The sequence below is a fragment of the Halovulum marinum genome, assembly GCF_009697225.1.
Lineage (GTDB): Bacteria > Pseudomonadota > Alphaproteobacteria > Rhodobacterales > Rhodobacteraceae > Halovulum > Halovulum marinum.
The window spans coordinates 134,462-157,826 of sequence record NZ_WIND01000008.1; the positions used below are offsets into that span (position 1 = coordinate 134,462).

Here is a 23,365-nt window from a genome sequence, read left to right on the forward strand (position 1 = left end):
AGTTTGTCCCACCGGAGGTCCAGGCATGGAAATCGAAGCGTTCCCCGACGCGAAGGCGCGCATCGCCACCGATGACGAGACCTATGGCATCACCGCAAGCGCATCGCTGCCGGAGCGGCACCTGCGCGTGCTCAAGCACGGCCACACCTTCGGTCTGTTCGACCCGCACGGCGACATCACCGAGGGCGGCGGCAGTCCGGAGGGGCTCTATCATGACGACACCCGCTTCGTCTCGACGCTCCAGCTGTGGATCGACGGGGTGCGGCCGCTGATGCTCAGCTCCACCGTCGGCGACGACAACGCGCTGCTCGCCGTGGACCTGACCAATCCGGACATCCTGTCGGGCGACCGGGTGGTGTTGCACAAGGACCTGCTGCACATCCTGCGCACCAGGTTCATCTGGGACGGGCGCAGCTTCGAGCGGCTGCGGCTGCAGAACTTCGACGATCGCGCGCACCGCTTCCGGCTGACGTTTCGCTACGACTGCGACTTCGCCGACCTGTTCGAGGTGCGCGGCCATCCCCGGCCGCGCCGCGGGCGGGTCGAGGCCCGTGCCGACGACGACCGGCGCGTGACCTTCCGCTACACCGCGCTCGACGGGCAGCAGCTGGCGACGGTGCTGGAGTTCGACCCGGCGCCGTCCGCGCTGACCCGCGACGGCGCGCACTACGACCTGACCCTCGGCCCGCGCGAGCGCGGCGCGCTGTTTCTCACCTGCACCTGCGAGACCGGCGAGCCGCGCCGGGCCGTCGTCAGCTTCGCCTCGTGCTTCCGTGCCGCGCGCCGGGCCCGACGGGCGTCTACCGGCCGCGCCGCCACGGTCGAAACCTCGAACGAGGTTCTCAACGAGGTCCTGCGCAGATCCAGCGCCGATCTGTACATGCTGCTGACGAACACCGAACGCGGCCCGTATCCCTATGCCGGCGTGCCCTGGTTCTGCACCGCCTTCGGCCGCGACGGCATCATCACCGCGATCCAGACGCTGTGGTTCGACCCCGAGATCGCCCGCGGCGTGCTGACCTTTCTGGCGGCCGAGCAGGCCACCGCCGCCGATCCGGAGGCCGACGCCGAACCGGGCAAGATCCTGCACGAGATGCGGCTGGGCGAGATGGCGCGGCTGAAGGAGATCCCGTTCGGCCGCTACTATGGCAGTGTCGATTCCACGCCACTGTTCGTTCTGCTGGCCGGGCTCTACTACGAGCGGACCCGCGACCTGGCGACGATCCGGCAGCTCTGGCCGCACATCGAGGCGGCGCTGCGCTGGATCGACCGCTACGGCGATCCGGACGGCGACGGCCTGCTGGAGTACGCCCGCAAGGAAGCCGCGGGTCTGTTCAACCAGGGCTGGAAGGATTCGCACGACTCGATATTCCACGAGGGCGGCGAACTGGCCACGCTGCCGATCGCGCTGTGCGAAGTGCAGGGCTATGCCTTCGCCGCGAAGCGCCACGCCGCCGAACTGGCGCGGGCGCTGGACAAGGAGGCGCTGTCCGAACGGCTGCTGGCCGAGGCCGAGACGCTGCGCCGGACCATCGAGGAGCGGTTCTGGATGGAGGACCTGGGCTTCTACGCACTGGCCCTGGACGGCGCGAAGCGGCCTTGCCGGGTGCTGGCGTCCAACGCCGCGCACCTGCTGTTCTGCGGCGTGCCCAGCGCGGACCGGGCCGCCCGCGTCGCCGCGCGGCTGCTGAGCCCGGATTTCTTCTCGGGCTGGGGTCTGCGCACGGTGGCCGGCGATCAGCCGCGGTTCAACCCGATCTCGTACCACAACGGGTCGGTCTGGCCGCACGACAACGCGCTGGCGGCGCTGGGCCTGTCGCGCTACGGCCATGCGGACCAGGTGCACCAGCTGTTCCAGGGCCTGTTCGACGCCGCCACCTACATGGAGCTGCGCCGCCTGCCGGAACTGTTCTGCGGCTTTCGCCGGCAGCCCGGCACCGGGCCCACCGCGTATCCGGTGTCCTGCGCGCCGCAGGCCTGGGCCAGCGCCACGATGTTCGGCCTGCTGCAGGCGACGCTCGGCATCAGCTTCGACTCCGACCGCCGCGAGATCCTTTTCCGCCAGCCTCGGCTGCCGGCCTTCATCGACGATCTGACGATCCGATCGCTCGGCCTGGGCGAGGCGCAGGCCGACATCCAGCTGGTGCGCAACGGTGCCGGCGTTTCGGTCAACGTCCTGCGCCGGACCGCCGACGTGTCGGTGGCGCTGAGCTATTAGGGATCATCCGCAAAGCGACTGGCGATCGCCGGACGAGGCTGTCGGTCCAGGACCGCCCGGCTGACCCGCTGCGCTGGCGGCGGGCGGTTTTGCCGGGCTGTTTCGTCACGGATTGAGAAAGAGGATCGCTCCGTTCAGCGCGGACGCGAAAGCCACCCAGCACGCGTAGGGCAGGAAAAGCGCCGCCGAGGTTCGGTCGGTACGCCACGCCAGGACGATGAACGCGCCGATCGCTATCAACAGAAGGCCGATCACGGCAAACGCCGCGTCGATCCGGTGCGCGGCGAAGAACACCGGCGACCAGGCGAAGTTGAGCAGCAGTTGCGCGATCCAGACCCTCATTGCCGGGCTACGGGGCGCTCTGCGCCACGTCCGCCATCCGGCGATCGCGATCAGCGCGTAGAGCACTGTCCAGACCGGGCCGAACACCCAGGCCGGCGGGTTGAACCATGGCTTGCGCAGCACGGCGTACCAGTCGCCCGGTGCGGTCAGGATGCCGATGGCGATGCCGCCGCCCACCACGAGGATCAAGAAACCGGCGAGGGAGCCGAGGCGTCGCGTGCCTGTCTGCATGTCCGTAAGATTCCGCCCCGTTTGGTTCGTCGTCCCGTTTAAGCTCTGCGGCTCGGGCCGCCACGCGCCGGCCGTTCCGCATCGGGAAAGCAACACCTAGATGATCTTCGGCGCGCGGAAAGGGTTGCGACCGGCGCGCCGTCGCTCTGGCCAAAGATCGTTGACAGGGAATGGAACGTTCCAGTAGAAACTGGAACGTTCTAGTACGGAGTGTGATTCCATGAGATGGGCACTGATCGGCGCCAGCACGATCGCATCGCAATACGTGATCGGGGCGATCCGTGCGCAGGCGGACGGCGAGGTGGTCAGGCTGGTCTCGGGATCGGCGGCGCGGGCCAGGCAGTATGCCGCCGACCACGGCATCGCCGAGTCGGGCACCGATCTGGACCAGGCCCTGTCCGATCCGCGGGTCGCGGCGGTCTATGTCTCGTCGACCAACGAAAAGCATCACGAGCAGGCGATGGCGGCCATCGCGGCGGGCAGGCACGTCCTGTGCGAGAAGCCGCTGGCGCTGACCCTCGAACAGGCGCAGGCGATGGTGGCGGCCGCCGACGCCGCCGGCGTCGTCTTCGCCACCAACCACCATCTGCGGTGTTCCGGCAGCCACCGCGCGATGCGCGCGCTGATCGCCGAAGGCCGGATCGGACGCGTCCTGTCGCTGCGCCTGTTCCATGCCGTCCACCTGCCCGAGAACCTGCGCGGCTGGCGGATCAACGACGCGGGCGCGGGCGGCGGGGTGATCCCCGACATCACCGTGCACGATGCCGACGTGGCCCGGTTCCTGCTGGGCGAGGATCCGGTTTCGGTGGTGGCGCAGATGGCGTCCACGGGCATGGGCGACGGCGTCGAGGACAGCGCGATGTCGGTCTGGGCGATGCCGTCGGGGGCGATGGTGATGAGCCACGAAAGCTTCACCCATCCGTTCGCCGGCAGCGGCCTCGAGGTTCATGGCACCGCGGGGTCGATCTTCGCGCGGGGGGTGATGACGCAGCGCCCGGTGGGCGAGATCGAACTGGTGACGGCAGCCGGGCGCGAGGCGGTCGCCTACCCGGATCACGACCTCTATGCGCAGGGGCTTGCAGAGTTCCACGCCGCGGTCCGGGGCGAGGGCCGGCCCGCCGCCACCGGCCGGGACGGGGTGAAGTCTCTGGCCGTGGCGCTGGCGGTGCGCGAGGCGGCACGGACCGGCACGCGCCAGGCGGTCGACTACGGAGCCGGGGCATGAGCAAGGTCGCCAGCGCCGCGGAAGCCGCGGCCCGGATCCCCGACGACGCCACGGTGACGGTCTCGTCCTCGTCGTCGCTGGGCTGCCCGGACCTGGTGCTGAAGGCGATCGGCGCGCGGTTCGACGCCGAGGGTCATCCGCGCAACCTGACCACGCTGCACCCGATCGCGGCCGGCGACATGTACGGCGTCCGCGGCATGGACCACATCGCCAGGGACGGGCTGCTGCGCCGGGTGCTGGCCGGTTCCTACCCGTCGGGGCCGTCCAGCCTGCCGATGCCCGAGATCTGGCGGATGATCGTCGAGGACCGGGTGGCGGCCTACAACGTGCCCTCGGGGATCATGTTCGACATGCACCGCGAGGCCGCCGCGCGCCGCCCCGGCGTGCTGACCAAGATCGGCTTCGACACCTTCGCCGACCCGATCCGCGAGGGCTGCGCGATGAACGCCAGCGCGGACGCCGAGCCGATCGTGCGGCGGGTCGAGTTCGACGGCGACACCTGGCTGCACTTCCCGAACGTCATTCCCGACGTCTGCGTGCTGCGCGCGACCACCGCGGACGAGTTCGGCAACCTGACCTACGAGCACGAGGGCGCCTATCTGGGCGGGCTGGAACAGGCGATCTGCGTGCGCAACCACGGCGGCCTGGTGATCGCGCAGGTGTCGCGGGTGACCGCGCGCGGCTCGCTGCGGCCGCATGATGTGCGGGTGCCGGGGCATCTGGTGGACCTGGTGGTCGTCGATCCGGACCAGAAGCAGACCTGCGAGACGCCCTACGATCCGGCGATCTCGGGGCAGGTGATGCGGCCATGGTCGAGTTTCGCCACGCCGGAGCACGGCATCGAGAAGGTGATCGCGCGCCGGGCCGCTCAGGAACTGAGGGGCGGCATGGTCGCCAACCTCGGTTTCGGGATCTCGGCGATGGTGCCGCGCATCCTGCTCGAGGCCGGCCACCCCGAGGCCGTCACCTGGGCGATCGAGCAGGGCGCCGTGGGCGGCATGCCGCTGACCGATTTCGCCTTCGGCTGCGCCTCGAACGCCGATGCCTTCGTGCCCTCGCCGCAGCAGTTCATCTTCTTCCAGGGCGCCGGGTTCGACATGTCGTTCCTGTCCTTCCTGGAGGTCGACGTCGAAGGCAATGTCAACGTCTCGAAACTGTCGAAGAAGCCCTATCTGACCGCAGGTTGCGGCGGTTTCGTCGACATCACCAGCCAGGCGCGCAAGATCGTATTTTCCGGCTGGTTCGAGGCCGGGGCGCAGGTTGAGCTGACAGAACAGGGCGTGAGCATCGCCAGCCCGGGAAAGTTCACCAAGATGGTGGACAGGGTCGAGCACGTCACCTTCTCGGGCCGCCGCGCGCGGGAGCTGGGGCAGGACGTGCTCTACATCACCGAACGCTGCGTGATGCGGCTGGGCGAGACCGGCCTGGTGGCGACCGAGATCATGCCCGGCATCGACCCCGAGCGCGACATCGTCGCCGCCTCGGGTGGCCGCGTGACCATCGACGAAAACGCCGCGCGGATGCCGCTGAGCCTGCTGACGGAAGGCCCGATGGAGTGGCAGCCGTGAGCCGGGTTTCGCTGGACATCGCCGACGGCATCGCACTGCTGCGGCTGGAGAACGCGGCGAAGATGAACGCCTTCACGGTCGGGATGCTGGCCGATCTGGAACGCCATCTGGCGGCGCTGGACCGCGAGGCGTCGGTGCGCTGCGTGATCCTGACCGGCGAGGGTGAGCGGGCGTTCTGCACCGGCGCCGATATCAACGGCTGGGGCGATCTGAGCCCGGCGGAGTTCTCGCGCCGCTGGGTGCGCGACGGCCACCGGATCTTCGACGCGCTGGCGCGGCTGTCGAAACCGACTATCGCCGCGCTGAACGGTCACGCCATGGGCGGCGGGCTGGAGCTGGCCGCGGCCTGCGACATCCGGGTGATCGCCCCGCGCGCGACGCTGGCCCTGCCCGAGGCCCGGGTCGGCATCGTGCCCGGCTGGTCCGGCACGCAGCGCCTGGCGCGGCTGCTGCCGGAGCCGGTGCTCAAGGAAATGGCGCTGTTCGGCCGCCGCGTCGCCGCCGACCGGGCGCTGGCGCTGGGCTTCGTGGCCGAGGTCGCCGACGATGTGCTGGCGGCCGCGCTCGCGATCGCCGCGGCCGCGGCGGTGCTGTCGCCGCGCTCGGTCGAGATCGCCAAGGCGATGATACACGCCGGCGCCGGCGAGGACCCGGCGGCGATGATCGAGGCCCTGGGCGCCGCCGGCAGTGCCGCCAGCGCGGACCGCGACGAGGGTGTCGCTGCATTCCGCGAGAAGCGCGCCCCGAACTTTCCGGGAACCTGAGACATGCACGACGTCAGTGTCCTGGCCGACGCCGACCCGCCGATCCCGGCCGAGCCGATGCGCCTGCGGCACCACATCGACAGCGCCGACGGCGCGGTGCCCGAGCGCGTTTCGCCGTCGCACGGCATGGTGGCAAGCGTCGCTGCCAGGGCAAGCGCGGCCGAGGCCGACGCCGCCGTGCTGGCCGCGCGCGCGGCATTTGACGACGGGCGCCGGCGTCGCCTGGCGGATCGACCGCGGCGATGCTGGCCGGGACCGGGCTGCCTGCTGGCGCGTGCAACATCGTGCTGGGCTTCGGCGAGCCGGTGGGCAGCCGCCCGGCCACGCAACCGGCCGCCGCCCTGGTCACCTTCACCGGCTTCACCGCGGTCGGCAAGGCGGTCTCGGAGCGAGAACGTCCGCACCTGTCTGGCCTTCGCACGCCGCGCGGAAGCCGGTACCGTGTGGACCAATACCTGGATGGACGGCCTTCCCGAGGTGGCGCGCGGCGGAATGAAGCGGTCCGGGCCGGGACGCGAGATCGGCCGCCGCGAGGTTCGAAGAGTTCCTCGAGGTGAAAACGGTCGCGGTGCGCCTCGGACGCAAGCGCGCACCTTGGGTGAAAGACCCCTGATATCGTCAGGGCACTGTCGGAAAGACGCATAAAAAGGGAGGAACCTCATGCGTAAACTCGGAGCAACCGGCGCGGTCGTCGCGCTCATGGCCAGCACCACGCTGGTGAAGGCCGCCGATGTGGAGGTCCTGCACTGGTGGACCAGCGGCGGCGAAGCCGCGGCGCTCAACGTGCTGAAGGAGAAGCTTCAGGGCCAGGGCATCGGCTGGATCGACATGCCGGTCGCCGGCGGCGGCGGCGAGGCGGCGATGACCACGCTGCGCGCGCGCGTCACCGCCGGCGATCCGCCGACCGCGGTCCAGATGCTGGGCTTCGACATCCAGGACTGGGCCGCCGAGGGCGTGCTGGGCAACCTGAACGAGGTCGCCGCGGCCGAAGGCTGGGACGAGGTCGTGCCCGAGGCGCTGCAGGCGTTTTCCAAGTACGACGGCAACTGGATCGCGGCGCCGGTGAACGTGCACTCGACCAACTGGGTCTGGGCCAACAAGTCGATTCTGGACGAGCTGGGCCTGGCCGAGCCGACCACCTGGGAGGAGTTCGTCGCCGCGATGCAGGCCGCCAAGGATGCCGGCAAGGTCGCGCTCGCCCATGGCGGGCAGGCCTGGCAGGACGCCACCATGTTCGACGGCGTGGTGATCTCGGCCGGCGGGCCGGAATTCTACAAGCAGGCGTTCATCGACATGGACTACGACGCGCTGTCGTCCGAAACCATGGTCGAGGCGTTCCGCCGGATGGAGACGCTGCGCTCGTTCGTCGACGACAACTTCTCGGGCCGCGACTGGAACCTGGCCTCGGCGATGGTGATCAACGACGATGCCGCGTTCCAGATCATGGGCGACTGGGCCAAGGGCGAGTTCCTGAACGCCGGAAAGGTGCCGGGCGAGGACTTCCTCTGCTTCCGCGTGCCGGGCACGGCCGGCTCGGTCACCTTCAACTCGGACCAGTTCGCGATGTTCGGCGTCGGCGACGAGGAAGCGGCGGAAGCGCAGGCGCAGATGGCATCCGCCATCATGAGCCCCGAGTTCCAGATCGCCTTCAACAAGGTCAAGGGCTCGGTCCCGGCGCGCACCGACGTCGACGGCTCGGAACTGGACGCCTGCGGCCAGAAGGGGATGGAAGAGCTTGCCGCGGCAGCAGAGAACGGCACGTTCATGGGCTCGATGGCCCACGGCCACGCCAACCGCGCGGCCGTGAAGAACGCGATCTACGACGTGGTGACGGCGCATTTCAACGGTGAGTACGACGCCGAGACGGCGGCGGAGGAACTCGCCAACGCCGTCGAAGGCGCGATGTAGCCTGCGTCTGGGGTGGCGGGCGATCGTCCGCCGCCCCGTCCCGCACCAGACCCCGGCCCGCAGGAGGACAAGGAATGGCGACGACGCGCGCCCAACCGGATTTTCGCACGCGATTGCAGGACTGGCTGCCGCGCATCGTGCTGTCACCGTCGATCGCCATGATGTTCGTGTTCGTCTACGGCTTCATCGTCTTCACGATCTATCTCAGCTTCACCGACTCGCGGATGCTGCCCAGCTACGACTGGGTGGGGATCGAGAATTACGTCAGGCTCTGGGGGCTGAGGGCGTGGTGGACGGCGGTGATCAATCTGGGGATCTTCGCCTCGCTCTACATCGTGATCTGCACCGCGATCGGGCTGTCGCTGGCGATCTTCCTCGACCAGAAGATCCGCGGCGAGGGGCTGCTGCGGCCGATCTACCTCTATCCGATGGCGCTCAGCTTCATCGTCACCGGTACGGCCTGGAAGTGGATCATGGATCCCGGCATCGGCATCGAGAACACGATGCACCTGTGGGGCTGGGAAAGCTTCGAGTTCCGCTGGATCAAGGATCGCGACATGGCGATCTACACGGTGGTGATCGCCGCGGTCTGGCAGACCTCGGGCTTCGTCATGGCGATGTTCCTGGCCGGGCTGCGCGGCATCGACAACGAGATGCTGAAGGCGGCGCAGATCGACGGCGCATCGAACTGGAACCTGTACCGGCGGATCGTGATCCCGCTGCTGCGCCCGGCGTTCCTGTCGGCCTTCGTGATCCTGGCGCACCTGGCGATCAAGTCCTACGACCTGATCGTCGCGCTGACCGGCGGCGGGCCGGGCCGCGCCACCGAGCTGCCCGCGACGTTCATGTACTCCTACACCTTCACCCGCAACTCGATGGGCATCGGCGCCGCAAGCGCGGTGATCATGCTGATGTCGATCGCGGCGATCATGACCCCCTATCTCTATGCCGAACTGCGGGAGAAGAAGTGATGTCGGTCGCGACGCAAGACACCGCCGTCCGCACCGGCCGCGTCACCCGGACCTTCATCTATGTGTTCCTGCTGCTGTTCGCGCTGTTCTACCTGATGCCGCTGTTCGTGATGCTGGCGAACTCGCTCAAGCCGCTCAGCGAGATCACCGAGGGCAACATGATGGCGCTGCCGAAGGTCTGGACGCTGGAGCCCTGGGCAAAGGCGTGGTCCTCGGCGCAGATCGGCGTGGAGCCGACGGGACTGCGGCCGTATTTCCTGAACTCGATCCTGATGGTGGTGCCGGCGGTCGCGATCTCGACGGTACTGGGCGCACTCAACGGCTATGTGCTGACCAAGTGGCGTTTCAGGGGCGACAGCATCCTGTTCGGGCTGCTGCTGTTCTCGTGCTTCATCCCGTTCCAGATCGTGCTGATCCCGATGGCGATGGTCCTCGGCAAGCTGGGGCTGGCGGGCTCGATCCCCGGACTGGTCCTGGTGCACGTGGTCTACGGCATCGGCTTCACCACGCTGTACTTCCGCAACTACTATGCGGCGTTCCCGACCGAGCTGGTGCGCGCGGCGATGATCGACGGCGCCGGGTTCTTCCAGATCTTCTGGCGGATCATGCTGCCGGTCTCGGGGCCGATCGCGGTGGTGTCGGTGATCTGGCAGTTCACCAACATCTGGAACGACTTCCTGTTCGGCGCGTCGTTCGGCGGGCAGAGCCAGCCGATGACCGTGGCGCTCAACAACCTGGTGCAGTCCTCCACCGGGGTGAAGGAATACAACGTGCACTTCGCCGGCGCCATTCTCGCCGCGCTTCCCACCCTGCTCGTCTACATCGTGGCCGGACGCTACTTCGTCCGCGGCCTGATGGCCGGCTCCGTGAAAGGATAATCCGATGGGCTTTCTCGACATCAGGAACGCAACCAAGGCCTACGGCAACGTCGAGGTCCTGCACCGGGTCGACATCGCGGTCGAAGAGGGCGAGTTCCTCGTGCTGGTGGGGCCGTCGGGCTGCGGCAAGTCCACCCTGCTGAACATGATCGCGGGACTTGAGACGGTCACCTCGGGCGATATCGCCATCCAGGGGCGGGTGATCAACAACGTGCACCCGTCCAAGCGCAACATCGCCATGGTGTTCCAGAGCTACGCGCTCTACCCGAACATGACCGTGGCGCAGAACATCACCTTCGGGCTGGAGATGCACGGCGTGCCCAAGGCCGAGCGCGCGCGCGCGCTCGAGGATGTGGCGCAGCTTCTGCAGATCGACCACCTGCTGGACCGCAAGCCGGGGCAGCTGTCGGGCGGGCAGCGGCAGCGCGTGGCGATGGGCCGTGCGCTGGTGCGCGATCCGGACGTGTTCCTGTTCGACGAGCCGCTGTCGAACCTCGACGCCAAGCTGCGTGTCGACATGCGCACCGAGATCAAGAAACTGCACCAGAAGCTGGGCCGGACCATCGTCTATGTCACCCACGACCAGATCGAGGCGATGACGCTGTCGACCCGGATCGCGGTCATGTACGGCGGCCACGTCCAGCAGCTGGGCACCCCCAAGGATATCTACGACGCGCCCGAGAACGTCTTCGTCGCCACCTTCATGGGCAGCCCGGCGATGAACGTGATGCCGGCCAAGGTGAGGGTCGCCGACGGCGTTCCGCACGCGGCATTGGCCGATGCCGAGGGGCAGGAAGTGCTGCTGCGTTTCAGTCAGCCGCATCTCGCCGCCTGGGACGGGCGCGACATCCTGCTGGGCATCCGCCCCGAGGCGATAACCGATCCGGACGGCGCCGACCGCAACTCGTCCAACATCGAGCCGCTGCGCAACAGGATCGGCGTGACCGAGCCCGCCGGCGCGGACACCTTCGTGACCATGACGCTGGGCGGGAAGGACGCGATCGGCCGGATGCGCGCCGATGCGCAGGTCGCTGCGGGCGAGATGTTCGACTTCGCCATCAACATGGAAAAGGCGATCGCGTTCGATCCGCAGACCGAAGCGCGCATCAAGCCGTGACCGCCGCCGACGTCCTGATCATCGGCTCCGGCATGGGCGGCGCGACGCTGGCGGCCGCGCTTGCCCCCACAGGGCGCCGCATCCTGATCCTCGAGCGGGGAGAGTTCCTCCGCCCCGCCGCCGAGGACCGGGATGCGGCGGCCATCTTCGCGCGCGGCGTCTATCGCCCGCGTGAGGAATGGCTGGACGGTGCGGACCGGCCCTTCAACCCCGGCAACTACTACAACGTCGGCGGCAACACGAAATTCTACGGCGCGGTGCTGATCCGCTACCGGGCCGAGGATTTCGCGCCGATCCGGCACATGGGCGGCACCACGCCCGGCTGGCCGATGTCCTACGATGAGATCGAGCCGCACTACCAGGCGGCCGAAGAGCTTTATCGGGTGCGCGGAGTGGTCGGCGACGACCCGACCGAGCCGGCGCATTCCGGCAGCTACCCGTTTCCGCCGGTGCCCGACGAGCCTGCAATCGCAGATCTGCGGCGGCGTCTGACGTCCGTGGGGCTGCACCCCTCCTCGCTGCCGCTGGCGGTCGATATCGAGCGCTGGCTCGCGCATGGTCAGACGCCGTGGGATGCCTTCCCCGACACCTGCGGCGGCAAGATGGATGCCGAGACCGCCGCCCTGGCGCGGGCGCTGGCGCATGAGAACGTGGAACTGCGGACCGGGGCGAAGGCCACGCGGCTTCTGGCCGGTGCGGATGACAGGATCACCGGCGTGGAGGTGGAAACGCCCGGCGGCCCCGAGCGGCTGACCGCGCCTGTCGTCGTGCTGGCCGCCGGCGCGGTGCAGAGCGCGGCGCTGCTGCTGGCCTCGGCGGACGCGGCGCATCCGGCCGGGCTGGCCAACGCCTCGGACCAGGTGGGGCGGAACTTCATGAACCACAACGCCTCGGCGCTGCTGGCGCTGCACCCGTTCCGGCGCAACGGGTCTGTCTACCAGAAGACGCTGATGCTGAACGATTTCTACCTGACAGGCGGGCCGGACGGCGCGCCGCTGGGCAACGTGCAGCTGCTGGGCAAGATCTCGGGCACGATCCTGGCGGCCAATGCGCCGCTGCCGCGGCCGGTGGCGCGCTGGATCGCCGCGCGGTCGGTGGACCTTTACGCGATCTCGGAGGATCTGCCCGATCCGGACAGCCGGGTGACGCTGCAGGACGGGCGGATCCGCCTGGACTGGAAGCGCTCGAACCGGGAGGCGCACCTGGCGCTGGTCGCGAAGCTGAAATCGGTCCTGCGCAAGGCGGGCTACCCGGTGGTCATGGCGCGGGCCTTCGACCGGCGCACGCCGTCGCATCAGTGTGGCACGGCGCGGATGGGGCGCGATCCGGCGACCAGCGTGGTGGACAGTTTCTGCCGCAGCCACGATCACCCGAACCTCTACATCGCCGATGCGTCGGTGCTGCCGACCTCGGCAGCCGTCAACCCGGCGCTGACGGTCGCGGCGCTGGCGCACCGCGCCGCCGGACATATCGCCGAAACCGCCGCCGCGCCGGCCGGCGCGGCCGCGACCAGCTGAGGAGGCCCGATGGGCGGGTACGACTTCATCATCATCGGCGGCGGCTCGGCCGGTTCGGTCGTGGCGGCCCGGCTGAGCGAGGATCCGGCCGTGCGCGTGCTGCTGCTGGAGGCGGGGCCGACCGACCGGCACCTGTTCTATCACCTGCCCGCGGGCTTCGCGAAGATGACCAAGGGCATCGGCTCCTGGGGCTGGGAGACGGTCCCGCAACGGCACATGAAGGACAAGGTGTTCCGCTATACGCAGGCCAAGGTGCTGGGCGGCGGCTCGGCGATCAATGCGCAGATCTACACCCGCGGCAACGCGCAGGACTACGACGACTGGCGGCAGATGGGCTGTGCGGGCTGGGGCTATGACGACGTGCTGCCCTATTTCCGCAAGGCCGAGGACAACGACACCTACCAGAACCGCTTTCACGGCACCGGCGGCCCGCTGGGCGTCAGCCAGCCGATCGCGCCGCTGCCGATCTGCGAGGCCTATTTCGCGGCGGCGGCGGCGCTGGGCATCCCGCGCAACGAGGACGTCAATGCCGAGTCGCAGGACGGCGTCTGCTACTACCAGTTGACCCAGCGCAACGCGCGGCGGTCGTCGGCGGCGATGGCCTACCTCGCGCCGCTGCGCGGCAGGCGGCCGAACCTGGTGGTGCGCACCGGCGCGCCGGTGCGGCGGCTGCTGGTGGACCGGGGCCGCGCCGGCGGGGTCGAGCTGATGGACGGCACCCGGCTCGAGGCCGCGTGCGAGGTGGTGCTTTCGGCCGGGGCCATCGGCTCGCCGCGCCTGCTGCAGCTGTCGGGGATCGGACCGGCGGCGGACCTCGAAGGCCTCGGCATCCCGGTGCTGCACGACCGGTCCGGCGTCGGCTCGAACCTGCAGGACCACCTCGACCTCTACTGCATCTGCGAGCTGTCGGGGCCGTTCAGCTACGACCGCTACGCCCGGCCGCACTGGGCGGCGTTGGCCGGCCTGCAGTACCTGCTCACCCGCAAGGGGCCAGTGGCGTCCTCGCTGTTCGAGACCGGCGGCTTCTGGTACGCCGACCCGGACGCGCGCTCGCCCGACATCCAGCTCCACCTTGGGCTGGGCACCGGGATCGAGCACGGAGTCGCCTCGATGCCGATGGGCGGCATCACGCTGAATTCGTGCTACCTGCGCCCGCGCTCGCGCGGCACGGTGCGGCTGCGGTCGGCCGACCCGCAGACGCCGCCGTCGATCGATCCGAACTACTTGCAGGATCCCCGCGACCGCGCCTGTTCGATCGCCGGACTGCGGCTGACGCAGGAGATCCTGGCGCAGGCGCCGCTGAAGCCGTTCGTCAAGACCGAGCGCCTGCCGGGGCCCGAGGTGCGCACGGACGAGGACTATTTCGACTACATCTGCACCCATTCCAAGACCTCCCACCACTGCGCGGGCACCTGCCGGATGGGCCCCGACCCGGACGCGGTGGTGGACATTCGCCTGCGTCTCAACGGCGTCGCCGGCCTGCGCGTGGTGGACAATTCGATCATGCCGACGGTGATCTCGTCGAACACCAACGCGGCGGCGATCATGATCGGCGAGAAGGCCGCCGACATGATCCGCGCGGACAACGCATGAGGCCCGCCATGCTCCGACACATCGTCCTGGTCCGTGTCCGCCCCGGGCCCGGCGAAGCCGAGATCGCCGGCATCTTCGACGAGCGGCACCGCATCGGGGGCGAGATCCCCGGCCTGCTGTCGATCCGTTCGGGCCGCTCGGAATGCCCCGAGCAGATCGAACGCGGCGACCGGCGCGGCGTCACCGCCGATTTCGCGGACCGGGACGCGCCGGCCGCCTGCCGGGATCGTCGCGAGTACCGCAAGCCGGGTGCCCGGCTGGAGCAGAACGCCGCCGGCGGGCGCGCCGGCATCCCCGCCTTCGACCTGCGCCTCGAGGGGCGGGCGGCGGGCGCCGCGCCATGACCGGGCGGCGCCCCACCATCATCGACGTGGCCCAAAAGGCGGGGGTGTCGAAGTCGACCGTCAGCCTCGTCCTGCGGAACAGCCCCGCGGTGCGCGCCGAGACGCGCGACGAGGTGCGCAAGGCGATGGCGGAACTGGGCTATGTCTACAACCGCGCCGCGGCCACGCTGCGCGGCTCGGGCGCCGGGCTGATCGGGCTGGTGATCAACGATCTGAGAAACCCGTTCTTCACCGAGTTCGCGATATCCGTGCAGATGGCGCTGACGGACAAGGGTTTCGCCACGGTGCTGGCGAACACCGACGAGGACACCCGGCTGCAGGCGCAGGTGATCGCGGCGATGATCGAGCACGGGGTGTCGGCGATCATCGTCTCGCCGGCCTACGGCGCGGACGACGGCGGCTTCGACGCCATCTCCCGCGCCGGCATCCCGGCGCTGCAGGTGCTGCGTCAGGCGGACCGCTCGGCGCCGGCGTTCCCGTTCATGGCGCCGGACTATCCGGCGGGCGGGCGCATCGCGACCAGGCATCTGCTGGAGGGCCGGCCGAACCGCGTCGCCTTCATCGGCGGCCTGGAGGGGCGCGGCGTGACGCTCGAGCGGAATTCCGGCTATCACGAGGTGCTGGCGCAGGCCGGGATGGCGCCGCTGGTCCTGCCGGGGCGTGCCAGCCGCGCCTTCGGCCGCGAGGCGGCCCGCCTGCTGACGCGCGCGCACCCGGAGGTGGACGCGGCGCTGTGCTTCAACGATCTCGTCGCCATGGGCCTCGTCGCGGGCTGCGCCGAGATCGGTCGGGCGGTCGGGGCGGGCGGGCTGCGGGTCGTCGGCTTCGACGACATCGAGGAGTGCGGCCAGATCTGGCCGCCGCTGTCCTCGGTCAGCTGCGACATCGCCGGCTTCGGTGCAGCCGCCGCCAGCACCATGCTGGCCTGGCTGATCGACGGAACCGTGCCGCCGCCGAAGCGGCTCAGCCCGGTCGAGATGCGGGTCCGCGCGTCCAGCGCGATCGGCCAGCCGGAAAGGAACGACGCCCGATGAGCCTCGATGTCCCCCAGCACATTCTCGACGCGCTGACCGATGTCGAGATGCCGCGCCTCGGCGCCGAGCCGGAGTTCGCCGAGCATGTCGCGGTGTCCGGGCAGCGCCTGCCGGCGTACCGCACCGGCGCGCTGGTGGTGGGCAGCGGCGCGGCGGGGCTGCGCGCGGCGGTGGAACTGAAGCGGCGCGGCGTCGAGGTGACGATCGTCTCGCAGAGCGCCTGGGGCGGCACCTCGGCCTGCTCCGGTTCCGACAAGCAGACGCTGCACACGGCGAACACCGCCGACCGGGGCGACAACTTCCAGGACATGGCCCGGGCGATCGGCGCCGGCGGCGCCATGGACGCGGACACCGCCTATGTCGAGGCGGTCGGCTCGCCGCGGGCGATGGCCTCGCTGCAGTATCTCGGGCTGCCGCTGCCGCAGGAGCGGCTGGGCGGGATCCTGCGCTACCAGACCGACCATGACGAGATCGGCCGCGCCACCAGTTGCGGGCCGCGCACCTCGCGGCTGATGGTGAAGGTCCTGGGCGCCGAGGCGATCCGGCTCGGCGTGCCGTTCTTCAACCAGACCACCGGGGTGCGGATCCTGACCGGGGCGGACGGGGCCGAGGGCCTGCTGGCCGTCCGGTCGAAGGCGCGCGGCACGGACAACCCCTACGGGCTGGTGCTGTTCCTTGCGCCGGTCCTGGTGCTGGCCGCGGGCGGCCCGGGCGAACTTTACCGCGACAGCGTGTTTCCCAACGGCTGCTTCGGCTCGCTCGGCCTGGCGCTGGAGGCCGGTCTGGAACTGGCGAACATCACCGAAAGCCAGTTCGGCATCGGCACCCGGCGCGAGGGCTTTCCGTGGAACCTGTCCGGCACCTATGTGCAGGTGATCCCGCACATCTATTCGGTGGATGCCGACGGCGCCGAGCATCACTTCCTGGCCGATTACTACCGCACCACGCAGGAGATGGCGTCGAACGTCTTCCGCAAGGGCTATCAATGGCCGTTCCATGCCAGCCGGATGCTGGATTTCGGCTCGAGCCTGGTCGATCTGGCGATCTTCCGCGAGGGCGAGAGGGGGCGGAAGGTGTTCATGGACTTCAACCGGAACCCGCTGCCGGTGCCGGACGACCGGCCGTTCGCCCTCGATCGGCTCGACGACGACGTGCGCAGCTACCTGACCAACGCCGGCGCATCGCAGGACACGCCGATCGCGCGGCTGCGCCACATGAACCCGCTCGCGATCGAGCTGTACCGGCGGTACAAGATCGACATCGCCACGGCGCCGCTGGAGTTCGCAGTCAACAACCAGCACATGAACGGCGGCGTCGCCGTCGACGTCTGGGGCCGAAGCAACGTCGGCGGCATCTACGCGGTGGGCGAAGCGGCGGGTACGCACGGCGTCACCCGGCCCGGCGGTTCGGCGCTGAACGCGGGGCAGGTGTTCGGCACCCGCGCGGCCGAGCACATCGCGGCCTCGGGCCGGGCAGCGCGACCGTGCCGGACCGGCGCGGGCGGCATTCCGGAAGCCGTGTCCGCGGTGCTGGCGCTGGCCCGTCCGGGCAGCCGGCTGACGCTGCGCGGCCTGCGCGAGGAGATCCAGGCGCGCATGAGCGAGCATGCGGGCATCCTCTGCGTCCCGGACGCGGTTCGCGCGGCGCGTGCCGGGGCGCGGGCGTTGTCCGGACGGATCCGGTCCGAGGGCATCGCGCCGGACCGCCCGTCGGAGTTCGCGCGGCTGGTGCAGTGGTGGCAGATGGCGCTTGCTTCCGAGGCGGTGCTGGCGGCGCTGGACTTCTACATCGCCCGCGGCGGCGGCAGCCGCGGCGCCCGCGCGATCCGCGATCCGGGTGGGGATGCGGTGCCGCGCGCACGGTCCGGCAGCCTGGAAGCCTATCGGTTTCGTGCCGAGGATCCCGCCCACAGGGACGAGCAGATCCGGGTCCGCCTGGACGGCGAGACGATGCACCTGTCGCTGCATCGGAACCGGGAATGCGACGCCGCCGCCCGGTCCTTCTTCGAGCGCGACTGGCCCGCCTGGCTGACCGGGGCGCTCTACGACTGAGCCGAAAATACCGTCGCCGCGAAACGACGCCGCGGCGCCGGCGAAGCCTGCCGCTTCAGGACGGATCGCAGCCGCCCCGGTTGCGGAATCCAGCCGCCCCGCCGCGCCGCCGGATCTGCCGCAGGGCGGGCCGCCGGGCCGCGGCTAGGTTTTCTTCCACGCGTCGTAACGGGCGCGCGTGGCGTCGTTCATCGGGTAGAGGCCGGGCAGCTTCTCGCCGCGTTCGACCTCGCTCACGATCCAGCCTTCCATCCGTTCCTGCTCGACCGCTTCGTCCAGAACCTCGGCCAGCAGCGCCTGGGGGATGACCACCGCGCCGTCGCGGTCGGCGACGATCGCGTCGCCGGGCAGGACCGCGACGCCGCCGCAGCCGACGGTTTCCTGCCAGCCGACGAATGTCAGCCCGGCGACCGACGGCGGCGCCGCGGTGCCCCGGCACCAGACCGGCAGCGTCGTTCCCAGCACGCCGTCGAGATCGCGCACGACCCCGTCGGTGATCAGGCCCGCGACGCCCCGTTTCACCATCCTTGCGCAGAGGATGTCGCCGAACACGCCGGCATCGGGGTTGCCCATGGCGTCGATCACCGCGACCGCGCCCTCCGGCATGTCCTCGATCGCGGCACGGGTGGAGGTCGGGCTGCCCCAGCTTGCCGGGGTCGCCAGATCCTCGCGCGCGGGCACGAAGCGCATGGTGAAGGCGGGGCCGACGATCCGACCCTGGCCGCCGGTCAGCGGCATCGCGCCGCGGATCCAGACGTTGCGCAGCCCCTTCTTCAGAAGGATGGTGGTCAGCGTCGCAGTGGTGACGCCTTTCAGGGTCTCGATCGCAGTGCTGTCGAGTGTCATTGTCGGTCCTCTCTTCACGTTCCGGCACCGTCGCCGCCGCCGATGCGGCTGGCCCGGCCGGTGGCGCAATAAGCGCGGGCCTTGGCAAGAAACGCAAGCGCGGGCGGGCCGGCAGCGCACCGTTGCGGGTCGAGGCGAAAGGGCCCGGCGCGGTCGAAGCCTTCCCCGAGCCGCACTTCGTGTGCCGGATCTCGCTGCCCATTCCGGGCGGATGACGGCGGGTCGGCCGGTGCGTCCGGACGCGCGCGGTGCGGCGGACCCGCTACGTTCAATCCTGCGCGGAAGTCGGGGCCGGTTCGGCCAGCGGCACCTCCATCCGGCACGACAGGCCCTCAGGCCCGAAGTCGAACCGGGCCTCGGACGAGACCTGTCTGAGCAGCGCGCTTCCGAACCCCTGCTTGATGGGCGCGACGACCGCCGGGCCGTCGCGCTCGCGCCACTCGAACCGCAGCAGCGCGCCGCCGTCGCGCGCGGTCAGGGACCAGCGGACCTCGACCTTCCCGTCCGGGACCGAGAGTGCGCCGTACTTCGCGGCGTTCGTGGCAAGCTCGTGCAGCGCGAGCGAGAGATTCTGCGCCTCGGCCGGGGCCAGTGCGACGTCCGGGCCGTCGATCCGCACGCGATTGCCGAACGGCTCGAGCTCAGCGCGCACGATGTCCGCCAGGTTCAGGCCGCGCCACTCCATCTGGTTCAGCAACTGGTAGGTGCGCGCCATCGCGGCCAGCCGGGATTGCAGCACCGCGCGCGCCTGGCTCAGCGTGCGATCGCCCGACAGGCTGCGCTCGATGATCGCGCGGATGATGGCGAACAGGTTGTGGCTGCGGTGGTGCAGCTCGCGCACCAGCAGCTTCTCCCGCTCGGCCGCGCGGCGGCGCTCGGAGATGTCGATGATCGTGCTGAGGACCATCAGCCCCTGGCCGGTCATCAGCGGGTTCAGCCCGATCTCGACCGGCACCTCGGTCCCGTCCTTGCGCAGGCCGAACAGTTCGCGGCCGGCGCCCATGACGCGCACCTCGGGCTGCTGCGCATAGCTGCGGCGATGGTTCGCGTGTTCCTCGCGCAGTCTCGGCGGAATCAGATCCTCGACCTCCCGCCCGGCGAGTTCCGCGCGGTCGTAACCGAACAGCCGCTCGGCGGCGGCGTTCGTCAGAACGATCCGTCCCGCGGCGTCGGCAAGGATCATGCCGCTTGACGACGCCTCGACGGCCAGGCGGAACATGTCCTCCGCCTGCTTGCGTTCGCTCATGTCGACGAACATGTTGACGGCGCCGCTCAGGTTACCGTCGTCGTCGCGGATCGGGGTCGGAAACGGCATCACCGGCATCAGGGAGCCATCGGCCCGCTGCGTCATCGCCTCGACCCCCCGGACCGGCCGGTTCTCGTTGAGGACGATCGACATCGGGCGCTGGTCGCGCGGGATCTCGCGGCCATCGGGTGTGAACAGGCGGAACACCTTGTGCCATTCGTCCTCGCCGAGCTTCGGCTCGCCCGTTACCAGTTCGCTCGCGGCCTTGTTGACATAGGTCAGCCTGCCGGCCGCATCGACCATGAAGATCCCCGCCGGCAGCGCATCGAGGATCTGCCGCAGGAACTCGTCCTTGCGGCTGACCTCCTGGCGGGCTGCGACCAGATCGGTGACGTCGACGGTAAAACAGCGGGTGTTGATGAAGGTGCCGTCGATGAACTGGCCGCTGGACGTGATCTCGACATGCCTGATCGACCCGTCGCGGGCGCGCAGGCGCGCCGGATAGCGGTGGATCGTCTCGCCGCGCAGCAGCCGGGCGAGAATGTCGTCGATAACGGGTTGATCGACATGCACCTCGGCGATGTGCCGGCCGATGTACTCTTCGGCGCTGTAGCCGAGAAGGTCGAGTTCCGCCCTGTTCGCGCGCAGGATCATTCCGTCGCCCGACACGAAGTGCAAAGCTATTGCACCGTTCTCGAAGAAGTCTTCGAGGCCGCTCGCGCGATAAACGTCGCCTTCCCTCGACATGGCTCCTCCGCCGCCGGCACTATCGAATCGACGCGGTGGGTTTTCCCGAAGCCAGTCTACCACATCTGTTCGCGTCTGAAGGTGCGCCGGCAGAGGGTTCCGCCGGCAGCGACAAGGCTGATCCTCGGGCCCAGGGTCAGGCGTCGCAGGACCAGAACCCGCGGTAGCCGACCGACAGACCCTGTTCGAGCGCGAATATCAACTCTGCGTCCTGGCGCCAGTCCGCCTCGTCCTCGGGCAGCGGCCGCACGGTGATTGTCGCGCCGTCCGCCGTGAACGTCCGGTCGCCGGATTCCGTCGCACCGGCGCCGGACAGCGCGACCAGCACCCCGTTCAGCTTCATCGCCGCCCCCGCGCCATCCGCCGCGGTCCACAGGATCGGGTCGCTCTCGGGGCTGCGGTTGAACCGGCAGCGCTCGGTCGCGTCCAGCACCTGGCCAGCCTCGGCGTCCGGCATCGGACCGGGGTCGAGCGTGGAGATCAGCATGTTGTCCAGCGCGTCGGCGACGCTTCCCGGTTCGGCGGGCGGATCCTTGTAGATGCTCTCCACCACGTTCCCGTCGGACACGTCGGCGATCAGATAGCGCATCTCGGCGATCTCGCGCCGCTGCGCCTCGATGATCTCGTCGGCCAGCTTGCGCACGCGTGGATCGCGGATCTGTGCGCGCTCCGACACCATGATCGCGATCGAGTGGTGCGGGATCATCGCCCGCATGTAGCTGGGGCCCGAAACGGTGACCTGGCTGCGGACCAGCCAGAGCGACAGGGCAAAGACGATGGCGGCGCCTACGAAGATCGCGATGTTGAGCGCCTTGTTGGCGTACATTCCCAACATGTACGCCAGCATGATGACCGCCATCGACGCGCCCATCAGGATCGCCATGTACGTGCGCGTCTCGGAGAAGAAGACGTGCTCCCAGGCGTAGGTGTTGAAGTACATCAGGATGAACATCACCACCGTCGAGGTGAGGATCATCAGGCCGTAGCGGATATAGGACATAGGACTTACATCTCCGTTCGTTTCTATTCGCCGTCCGCGGGCCTTGCGGGTTCGGCGGTTTCGGGATCGGGCGCGGCGGTGTCGGTGGCGTCGCCCGCCGGTTCGCCGGTCAGGGCGGCATAGTCGTCGGGCGACAGCCCCGGAAGCTCGGAGACGAAGGCGGTCAGCGCCAGGAGCTCGTCTGTGTCAAACCGCTCGGCGAAGGCCGGCATGCCGGTCATCTTGATGCCGTTCTCGACGATCCAGTGGATCTCTTCGGGCTGCCATTCGGTCGCGGCTTCGGTCAGGTGCGGCGGTTCGGGCCGCATGCCGCGTGACCAGTCGCTCGGATCCTTTCCGGGACCGCCGTGACAACGCGCGCAGCTTTCGGCGTAGAGCACGGCTCCCTCGGCCACCAGATCTTCGGGCAAGGGCTCGGGCACCGCGGCCGCGTTTGCGCGGGTGGCGACCGACCGGTGCTTGGACGTGTGGATCGTCCACCTGACGGCGTCTGCGTGAGGATCCGTGGCGGCGATGTTGTAGGCACCGGAGTAAGCGAGGGCGAGCCAGCCGGCCACGGCTGCGAGAAGTGTACCAACGATCCCCAAGGCGAGGCCGGCCCCAAACTTTCCGGTCATGCGACTCTCCCGAATCTTTCCTTCACTCGGAACCGGAACAACCTTCCAGCGCTGGATGGTTTCGATAAAACGTGACTTTCTCGGATTCCGGTGTGCTCGCGGGCGCATGGTCGTGGTCGTGTGCGGGTGGTCGTGTGCGGCGGCCGTCGGTGCGGGAACAGCCGGCTCGACGCCGGATCCGGCGGGTCGGAGTCAGGCCGGGCCGCATGGATGGCGACGCACTGCGCCCCGTGCTGGAGGAGATCTGTGCCAGGATGTGGTATGCAGCGGCGCGCGGCGCCGGCCGATTACGTTCCCGAACTGGCGGGGGTCGATCCGCTGCAGGCGAGGATCGCAAACGACGCTGGCGGTTGATCGATCCCGGTCTCGACCGCCTGCAACTTCGCCGAGAAACAGGTGTGGAGGCTTTGAAGATCGCCGCACGCGGCGCAGAGGCCGAGGGGCGCCTGCGTCATGCTCGGGCTCTGGTCGATCTCCGCGAGGGGCTGCTGGCTCGGGCGCCCTCCCGATCCCGCATCGAGACCGATGCCGAGGCTGTCCTGACCGCCATGGGACAGGTCACCCGCCCCGGGGCGAGGGTCAGCGTCGAGACGGACGTTCTCGATGCCATCATCGAGGCGCTGCGCGGCCCGTTTCGCCTTAGCGTGCGCTACAACCGGGACGACGCAAACCGCATCCTGGAACCACATGGCGTCTTGCTGGGCCACCGGACTTATCTGGCGGCACGCGACCCTGCCAAGGCTGATGAAGTGCGCAATTTCCGCATCGATCTGATCCGCGATGCGGAAGTCCTGGACGAGAGCTTTGCGCTTCAGGAAGGTTTCAACATCACGGAATACGCCGCGCGGTCCTTCGGCGTCTGGCAGGATCCCGAACAGTATGGCGAGGTGATCTGGCGCTTCGCGCCCGAGGCGGCCGAACGCGCCGCTGGCTTCCGCTTTCATCCCCGGCAGGTGCTCGAGCCGCAGGACGACGGCAGTCTTGTCGTGCGTTTCGCGGCGTCGGGCTGGCTGGAGATGACCTGGCACCTCTACCAATGGGGGGACAAGGTCGAAGTGATAGCCCCGAAGGCGCTCCGGTCGATGGTCGACGGATACCGCCGGTCCGATTTCGGCGCGATGCCGTGAACGAGTTTTTGAGACGGAGGA

Annotated in this window: 20 protein-coding genes and 1 pseudogene; 16 read left to right on the plus strand and 5 right to left on the minus strand. The window is 69.3% G+C overall.

What is annotated here, in order from left to right:
* Positions 1 to 25 precede the first annotated feature (25 nt).
* The gene (locus GE300_RS12165) at positions 26 to 2,218 is read left to right on the plus strand and encodes an amylo-alpha-1,6-glucosidase (RefSeq protein ID WP_154446840.1); all 2,193 of its coding nucleotides are present in this window, start codon (positions 26 to 28) and stop codon (positions 2,216 to 2,218) included.
* Positions 2,219 to 2,323: 105 nt separating this feature from the next.
* Here the strand turns inward: GE300_RS12165 and GE300_RS12170 are convergent, their stop codons facing one another.
* The gene (locus GE300_RS12170) at positions 2,324 to 2,791 is read right to left on the minus strand and encodes a TspO/MBR family protein (protein WP_154446841.1); all 468 of its coding nucleotides are present in this window, start codon (positions 2,789 to 2,791) and stop codon (positions 2,324 to 2,326) included.
* A gap of 220 nt (positions 2,792 to 3,011) precedes the next feature.
* On the opposite strand from GE300_RS12170, the gene GE300_RS12175 reads away from it, so the two are divergent.
* The 14 genes and pseudogenes from GE300_RS12175 to GE300_RS12235 all read left to right on the plus strand — a co-directional run bounded on the left by GE300_RS12175 (position 3,012) and on the right by GE300_RS12235 (position 17,761).
* Positions 3,012 to 4,016 carry a Gfo/Idh/MocA family protein gene (locus tag GE300_RS12175; RefSeq protein ID WP_154446842.1) on the plus strand — a complete coding sequence of 335 codons (1,005 nt, stop codon included), beginning with the start codon at positions 3,012 to 3,014 and terminating at the stop codon, positions 4,014 to 4,016.
* Positions 4,013 to 5,584, plus strand: a complete 1,572-nt coding sequence (locus GE300_RS12180; RefSeq protein ID WP_154446843.1) for an acyl CoA:acetate/3-ketoacid CoA transferase — start codon at positions 4,013 to 4,015, stop codon at positions 5,582 to 5,584. Before GE300_RS12175 ends, GE300_RS12180 begins: the two co-directional genes overlap by 4 nt.
* Positions 5,581 to 6,348, plus strand: coding sequence for an enoyl-CoA hydratase/isomerase family protein (locus GE300_RS12185; RefSeq protein WP_325063213.1), 768 nt, complete (start codon positions 5,581 to 5,583; stop codon positions 6,346 to 6,348). The genes GE300_RS12180 and GE300_RS12185 overlap by 4 nt, the downstream gene beginning before the upstream one ends.
* Positions 6,349 to 6,590: 242 nt before the next feature.
* Positions 6,591 to 6,723 (plus strand): annotated as a pseudogene (locus GE300_RS23865) (aldehyde dehydrogenase family protein); the annotation flags it as partial.
* 66 nt (positions 6,724 to 6,789) lie between these two features.
* The gene (locus tag GE300_RS23870) at positions 6,790 to 6,993 is read left to right on the plus strand and encodes a hypothetical protein (RefSeq protein WP_407647722.1); all 204 of its coding nucleotides are present in this window, start codon (positions 6,790 to 6,792) and stop codon (positions 6,991 to 6,993) included.
* A gap of 15 nt (positions 6,994 to 7,008) precedes the next feature.
* Positions 7,009 to 8,256 carry an ABC transporter substrate-binding protein gene (locus tag GE300_RS12195; RefSeq protein WP_154446844.1) on the plus strand — a complete coding sequence of 416 codons (1,248 nt, stop codon included), beginning with the start codon at positions 7,009 to 7,011 and terminating at the stop codon, positions 8,254 to 8,256.
* 74 nt (positions 8,257 to 8,330) lie between these two features.
* Positions 8,331 to 9,227, plus strand: coding sequence for a carbohydrate ABC transporter permease (locus GE300_RS12200; RefSeq protein WP_154446845.1), 897 nt, complete (start codon positions 8,331 to 8,333; stop codon positions 9,225 to 9,227).
* A complete protein-coding gene (locus tag GE300_RS12205; protein ID WP_154446846.1) occupies positions 9,227 to 10,105 on the plus strand; it encodes a carbohydrate ABC transporter permease in 879 nt (292 codons plus the stop codon). Before GE300_RS12200 ends, GE300_RS12205 begins: the two co-directional genes overlap by 1 nt.
* A 4-nt stretch (positions 10,106 to 10,109) precedes the next feature.
* Positions 10,110 to 11,222, plus strand: a complete 1,113-nt coding sequence (locus GE300_RS12210) for an ABC transporter ATP-binding protein (protein ID WP_154446847.1) — start codon at positions 10,110 to 10,112, stop codon at positions 11,220 to 11,222.
* On the plus strand, positions 11,219 to 12,739 hold the full coding sequence (locus GE300_RS12215) for a GMC family oxidoreductase (protein WP_325063214.1): 1,521 nt from the start codon (positions 11,219 to 11,221) through the stop codon (positions 12,737 to 12,739). Before GE300_RS12210 ends, GE300_RS12215 begins: the two co-directional genes overlap by 4 nt.
* A 9-nt stretch (positions 12,740 to 12,748) precedes the next feature.
* Positions 12,749 to 14,332, plus strand: coding sequence for a GMC family oxidoreductase (locus GE300_RS12220; protein WP_154446848.1), 1,584 nt, complete (start codon positions 12,749 to 12,751; stop codon positions 14,330 to 14,332).
* An 8-nt stretch (positions 14,333 to 14,340) separates the two neighbouring features.
* The gene (locus GE300_RS12225; RefSeq protein ID WP_154446849.1) at positions 14,341 to 14,676 is read left to right on the plus strand and encodes a Dabb family protein; all 336 of its coding nucleotides are present in this window, start codon (positions 14,341 to 14,343) and stop codon (positions 14,674 to 14,676) included.
* The gene (locus GE300_RS12230) at positions 14,673 to 15,710 is read left to right on the plus strand and encodes a LacI family DNA-binding transcriptional regulator (RefSeq protein ID WP_154446850.1); all 1,038 of its coding nucleotides are present in this window, start codon (positions 14,673 to 14,675) and stop codon (positions 15,708 to 15,710) included. The genes GE300_RS12225 and GE300_RS12230 overlap by 4 nt, the downstream gene beginning before the upstream one ends.
* On the plus strand, positions 15,707 to 17,761 hold the full coding sequence (locus GE300_RS12235; protein ID WP_154446851.1) for an FAD-dependent oxidoreductase: 2,055 nt from the start codon (positions 15,707 to 15,709) through the stop codon (positions 17,759 to 17,761). The genes GE300_RS12230 and GE300_RS12235 overlap by 4 nt, the downstream gene beginning before the upstream one ends.
* A 144-nt stretch (positions 17,762 to 17,905) precedes the next feature.
* Here the strand turns inward: GE300_RS12235 and GE300_RS12240 are convergent, their stop codons facing one another.
* The 4 genes from GE300_RS12240 to GE300_RS12255 all read right to left on the minus strand — a co-directional run bounded on the left by GE300_RS12240 (position 17,906) and on the right by GE300_RS12255 (position 22,325).
* Positions 17,906 to 18,607 carry a ribonuclease activity regulator RraA gene (locus tag GE300_RS12240; protein ID WP_154446852.1) on the minus strand — a complete coding sequence of 234 codons (702 nt, stop codon included), beginning with the start codon at positions 18,605 to 18,607 and terminating at the stop codon, positions 17,906 to 17,908.
* Between the two features lie 268 nt (positions 18,608 to 18,875).
* On the minus strand, positions 18,876 to 20,600 hold the full coding sequence (locus tag GE300_RS12245; protein WP_154446853.1) for a PAS domain S-box protein: 1,725 nt from the start codon (positions 20,598 to 20,600) through the stop codon (positions 18,876 to 18,878).
* A 136-nt stretch (positions 20,601 to 20,736) separates the two neighbouring features.
* A complete protein-coding gene (locus tag GE300_RS12250) occupies positions 20,737 to 21,600 on the minus strand; it encodes a DUF305 domain-containing protein (protein ID WP_154446854.1) in 864 nt (287 codons plus the stop codon).
* A 23-nt stretch (positions 21,601 to 21,623) separates the two neighbouring features.
* Positions 21,624 to 22,325, minus strand: coding sequence for a c-type cytochrome (locus GE300_RS12255; RefSeq protein WP_154446855.1), 702 nt, complete (start codon positions 22,323 to 22,325; stop codon positions 21,624 to 21,626).
* Between the two features lie 98 nt (positions 22,326 to 22,423).
* Here GE300_RS12255 and GE300_RS12260 point away from each other — a divergent pair, with 98 nt between their 5' ends.
* Positions 22,424 to 23,344, plus strand: coding sequence for a helix-turn-helix transcriptional regulator (locus GE300_RS12260; protein WP_154446856.1), 921 nt, complete (start codon positions 22,424 to 22,426; stop codon positions 23,342 to 23,344).
* The last annotated feature ends 21 nt before the right edge of the window (positions 23,345 to 23,365 follow it).

What these genes read in the sequence shown, in the direction of transcription:
- GE300_RS12165 (WP_154446840.1), top strand. Translation starts at nt 26, where the DNA reads ATGGAAATCGAAGCGTTCCCCGACGCGAAGGCGCGCATCGCCACCGAT.
- GE300_RS12170 (WP_154446841.1), bottom strand. Translation starts at nt 2,791, where the DNA reads ATGCAGACAGGCACGCGACGCCTCGGCTCCCTCGCCGGTTTCTTGATC.
- GE300_RS12175 (WP_154446842.1), top strand. Translation starts at nt 3,012, where the DNA reads ATGAGATGGGCACTGATCGGCGCCAGCACGATCGCATCGCAATACGTG.
- GE300_RS12180 (WP_154446843.1), top strand. Translation starts at nt 4,013, where the DNA reads ATGAGCAAGGTCGCCAGCGCCGCGGAAGCCGCGGCCCGGATCCCCGAC.
- GE300_RS12195 (WP_154446844.1), top strand. Translation starts at nt 7,009, where the DNA reads ATGCGTAAACTCGGAGCAACCGGCGCGGTCGTCGCGCTCATGGCCAGC.
- GE300_RS12200 (WP_154446845.1), top strand. Translation starts at nt 8,331, where the DNA reads ATGGCGACGACGCGCGCCCAACCGGATTTTCGCACGCGATTGCAGGAC.
- GE300_RS12205 (WP_154446846.1), top strand. Translation starts at nt 9,227, where the DNA reads ATGTCGGTCGCGACGCAAGACACCGCCGTCCGCACCGGCCGCGTCACC.
- GE300_RS12210 (WP_154446847.1), top strand. Translation starts at nt 10,110, where the DNA reads ATGGGCTTTCTCGACATCAGGAACGCAACCAAGGCCTACGGCAACGTC.
- GE300_RS12220 (WP_154446848.1), top strand. Translation starts at nt 12,749, where the DNA reads ATGGGCGGGTACGACTTCATCATCATCGGCGGCGGCTCGGCCGGTTCG.
- GE300_RS12225 (WP_154446849.1), top strand. Translation starts at nt 14,341, where the DNA reads ATGCTCCGACACATCGTCCTGGTCCGTGTCCGCCCCGGGCCCGGCGAA.
- GE300_RS12230 (WP_154446850.1), top strand. Translation starts at nt 14,673, where the DNA reads ATGACCGGGCGGCGCCCCACCATCATCGACGTGGCCCAAAAGGCGGGG.
- GE300_RS12235 (WP_154446851.1), top strand. Translation starts at nt 15,707, where the DNA reads ATGAGCCTCGATGTCCCCCAGCACATTCTCGACGCGCTGACCGATGTC.
- GE300_RS12240 (WP_154446852.1), bottom strand. Translation starts at nt 18,607, where the DNA reads ATGACACTCGACAGCACTGCGATCGAGACCCTGAAAGGCGTCACCACT.
- GE300_RS12245 (WP_154446853.1), bottom strand. Translation starts at nt 20,600, where the DNA reads ATGTCGAGGGAAGGCGACGTTTATCGCGCGAGCGGCCTCGAAGACTTC.
- GE300_RS12250 (WP_154446854.1), bottom strand. Translation starts at nt 21,600, where the DNA reads ATGTCCTATATCCGCTACGGCCTGATGATCCTCACCTCGACGGTGGTG.
- GE300_RS12255 (WP_154446855.1), bottom strand. Translation starts at nt 22,325, where the DNA reads ATGCGCCCGCGAGCACACCGGAATCCGAGAAAGTCACGTTTTATCGAA.
- GE300_RS12260 (WP_154446856.1), top strand. Translation starts at nt 22,424, where the DNA reads ATGGATGGCGACGCACTGCGCCCCGTGCTGGAGGAGATCTGTGCCAGG.